We start from the raw sequence: 3,253 nt of genomic DNA on the forward strand, positions 1-3,253 counted from the left end.
AAGCGGGAACTGGACTTATCCGAAAGGGTCCTAATCCTTCACGGAACTGAGCCTTGGCGAGGGCCGCAGCTGTGATGATTTGAGGTTGATGTAGTCGGCGTGTGGTGCTCCGGCGGCGGCGTGCTGGTGGATTATCTTGCTGCTGTAGCCCAGGGAGTTGGCCAGGGCGGTGGGATTGAGTTCTCTGGCGAGGTCGCGCAGGGCGGTGTTTCTGATGCCGTTGAGGTCGATGCCCCAGTTGCGAAGTCGGTTCAGCATGGTTTCTGGATGGGTGTGTTGGCCAGGCAGGTTGCCGGGAAAGAGCCAAGGGCTGTCGGTGTTGACAGTTTGCTGGTTGGGGCGGTTGTGGACGTAGTCCCAGAAGGTTGCCGCGACTTGTGCGGGCAGTAGGGCTGGCACCGATCCCAGGCGCAGGTAGAGGCCATCGGGTTGCGCTTCGAGGGCACTGGTTTTCAGGGCTGCGATCTTTCCGACCGGGTGCGCGTAAAGCAGCAGGATGAGTGCGGCGACGCGGTCTGCGGCGGGCATTTCTCCGGCGGTGAGGCAGGCGCGGATGTGGTCGATTCTGGCTGCCTGCGTCAGGATCGGGGTCGATCGTGCCTCACGACGTGGGACCCGGACTTTCGCGATCTCGCGTGATGTGACGAGCGAGGCGATGAAGGTGTTGATGGCATGGCGAGTGGATGGTCCGGAGGCGAGGTAGTCGTCGAGGTGCGACTGACGGATATCGGTGTAGGTGGTGTCGTGCTCGGATAGGAGCCAGGCGAGGAATCGTCCTGACTCGGTGATTTCCTGCTTCGCTGACCGGACGGCGAAGTTCATGTTCTTGCCAGGCAACGACTTCGCCCGGAGTCGTTTCAAGTGATGCCACCGACCGAAGCGTTCGATCGGTCCTTGGATCTCGCGATGGTCAGCAAGAGACACGATTCTCTCCTCGAGCCAGCGTTCGAACGCCGCCAGTTGGCGGTCCCGGGGCGGCAGCATGCCGTGATGGGTGAGTGTTTCGCGAAGGTGCTCGACGGCGTTAGAAGCGGGTAGGGCGTCGAAGGCCTCGTGGCTGATGGCCAGTTCCCTGGTGCCCAGTCGGGTGAGGAGCGCACTGGCGCCGATGCCGCGTTTCCAGGTATAGATGCTCTCGGGGCGCTCAGCATTGGCGAAGACAGCGACCAGGCGTTTGAGCCGGAGGTCCGGGGGAGTGTTGGGTTGGAGAGTTGCGGTGAGGTCGGCGCGGAGGACGCAGCGGATGCAATTGCCGTTGCGAAATCGTTCGGCTTCATCACCGCAGTTGTCGCAGTGCAGGAGTGTGGTGATGCCGGCGCAGTCACGGCAGATGTTCGATCCGTCCGCGTCTTTGCCAGGGAGCAGGCGTGTGTCGCCGCAGGTGGCGCAAGGGCCGCGGGTGTGTGTGGCTGTGGTGAAGCAGATCCCGCAGATGGCGCCGTCGGGCCAGTGCACTCGAATCTTCGCGACCAGACCGCCGCAGCGGTCGCAGTGCAGGGTGCCTGGGGTTCGGGGGCGTCCGCGGGTGCGGTGCTCAGTCGTCATCGTCGAGGATGCGGGCGCGGACGGGTTTGTATGCGTCGGCGAAGTTGACGATGTTCTCGCCGGAGGCGATTGCTCGTTCTTGGCGTTGGCTCTTGGCGTTCGCTGCCGTGAAGGTGACGAGCTCGTTCGCCTCAACGTTGAAGATGTCGCAGAGAGCGGTCAGGACTTTGAAGGAGATCCGCTCGGGATCCTGGGCGACGAGTCGATAGATCTGCGACTCCGAGAGGGTGATTCCGCGTTCTCGGAGCGGGGCGACGAGTTCTCGGCTGTTTTTCATGCCGTGGCGCGCCATGAGCTCGCGTGCGCGCCAGCGGTACTCGATTTCTCGTTTCATGGTTTTTCCTCCCACGGGGTGCTGTTGGTGGTCGCGTTGATCGTGCGCTCGAGGACGCGGTTCAACGCCCGGGTTTGGTAGTCGCTGGAGACTGCCGTGTAAATGGATGTGGTCGACGCATGGAGGTGGCCAACTTGTTGTTGGACGAACGTGTGCTCGAAGCCATAGAACTCGAACAGGTGGGTGACGTAGGACCGGCGAAGGGAATGCATGTCCAGGCCGGCCGGGAAACCCAGCTCGTTGACGTAGGCGCGGAAGCGTCGACGCAGATTCGACTTCGGCACGACGAGGCCCTGGCTGGTGGGGAACAAATCGGTCGGTTGAGCGGCAAGGTGAGGCAGTCCAGTGCGGATCCACCGGTGAACGGCCTCAGGCGACCACTCGAACACGGTGAGAACGGAGCGGCGCTTGGGCGCAGACCCCTTCTGGGCCTTCCCGTAACGGACGTGGAGGACACCGAAGTCGCCGAACTGGGGCGAGTGCGGGTTGCGGGAGAAATCGACCAGCTGCAGGTGGGTCACCTCGTTGGCGCGAAGTCCCCAGGCGTAGGCGGTCTTGAACGCGATGGCATCGCGGGAGGCGGCGATGGCGCCCTTGCGACCCGAATTGATGACACGCTCGACCTCGACGTCGGCCAGATCGAAGAAGTCCTGCAGCTCACGACGCGAAAACGGTCGTTTCGTCGCCTGCTGTTCATTCTGTTGCGTGTGGGTGGCCCGGTTGAAGTCTGTGATGATCTGAGTGACCGGCCGGCCAAAGGAACGACCGCAGACTTCGCTCCAGTCATAGGCCGGATCGGTGAGGAAGTCGCAAAACAGTTTGAGGTTGGTTTGATACGCCCGGACGGTGGCCTGGGACAGGTTTGATACCGAGCGCGTGTAAGCGAAGTAGTCCTCGACGTCCGCGAACGTCCATTCCCACGGGAAGTGCCCGGTGAAGTCCGCGAACCGACGGATCGTTCGTTCGCGTCCAGAAATGGTCTCGTGCCGGAAATTGCGGGAGAGCTGTTGGCGGCGCCAGCTGTCGACCATATCGGTGAAAACGGCATCCGGGCTGGTCGCCTCGGGGCGCAGAGGCAGATGGGTTACTCGGCCCGATGCAACGCTCATAAGCCCCCTCAACCTGTCTGCAAATTATGCTCTTCAAATGCAAAAAGTGCAAAACATGCGAGGTCAAACCGCGGAAATACGGGGATCCCGAGAGGATATGCGCCGCGAAATTCCCGACGTTGAATCAGAGCGCTCAAACCTTGCCCGGTGCAGATCTAGCGCCCCGCATCCCAGAGAAACAGCGGAAGTTCCTGACGCGGCCGGCGCTCCGGCGGAAAAATACCAGGGGAGTCCTATTCTGCAATTCCTGCAATAGATGCATTAC

At 61.9% G+C, this 3,253-nt stretch carries 3 protein-coding genes; all 3 read right to left on the minus strand.

Annotated elements, in window-relative coordinates:
- Positions 1-30 precede the first annotated feature (30 nt).
- Entirely contained in the window at positions 31-1,455 is a 1,425-nt protein-coding gene (locus tag CXY82_RS00195) for a site-specific recombinase (protein ID WP_233199085.1), read from the minus strand.
- Positions 1,456-1,534: 79 nt separating this feature from the next.
- A complete protein-coding gene (locus tag CXY82_RS00200; RefSeq protein WP_104169166.1) occupies positions 1,535-1,879 on the minus strand; it encodes a helix-turn-helix transcriptional regulator in 345 nt (114 codons plus the stop codon).
- Positions 1,876-2,988 (minus strand): site-specific integrase, encoded by a 1,113-nt coding sequence (locus tag CXY82_RS00205; protein WP_104169167.1) that lies wholly within the window; start codon positions 2,986-2,988, stop codon positions 1,876-1,878. The genes CXY82_RS00200 and CXY82_RS00205 overlap by 4 nt, the downstream gene beginning before the upstream one ends.
- Positions 2,989-3,253: the final 265 nt, after the last annotated feature.

The sequence above is a fragment of the Cryobacterium sp. M23 genome (genome assembly GCF_002929655.1).
GTDB classification, from domain to species: domain Bacteria; phylum Actinomycetota; class Actinomycetes; order Actinomycetales; family Microbacteriaceae; genus Cryobacterium; species Cryobacterium sandaracinum.

Bases quoted from the DNA above. Each gene is read 5' to 3' on its own strand.
- CXY82_RS00200 (WP_104169166.1), bottom strand. From the start codon at position 1,879: ATGAAACGAGAAATCGAGTACCGCTGGCGCGCACGCGAGCTCATGGCG.
- CXY82_RS00205 (WP_104169167.1), bottom strand. From the start codon at position 2,988: ATGAGCGTTGCATCGGGCCGAGTAACCCATCTGCCTCTGCGCCCCGAG.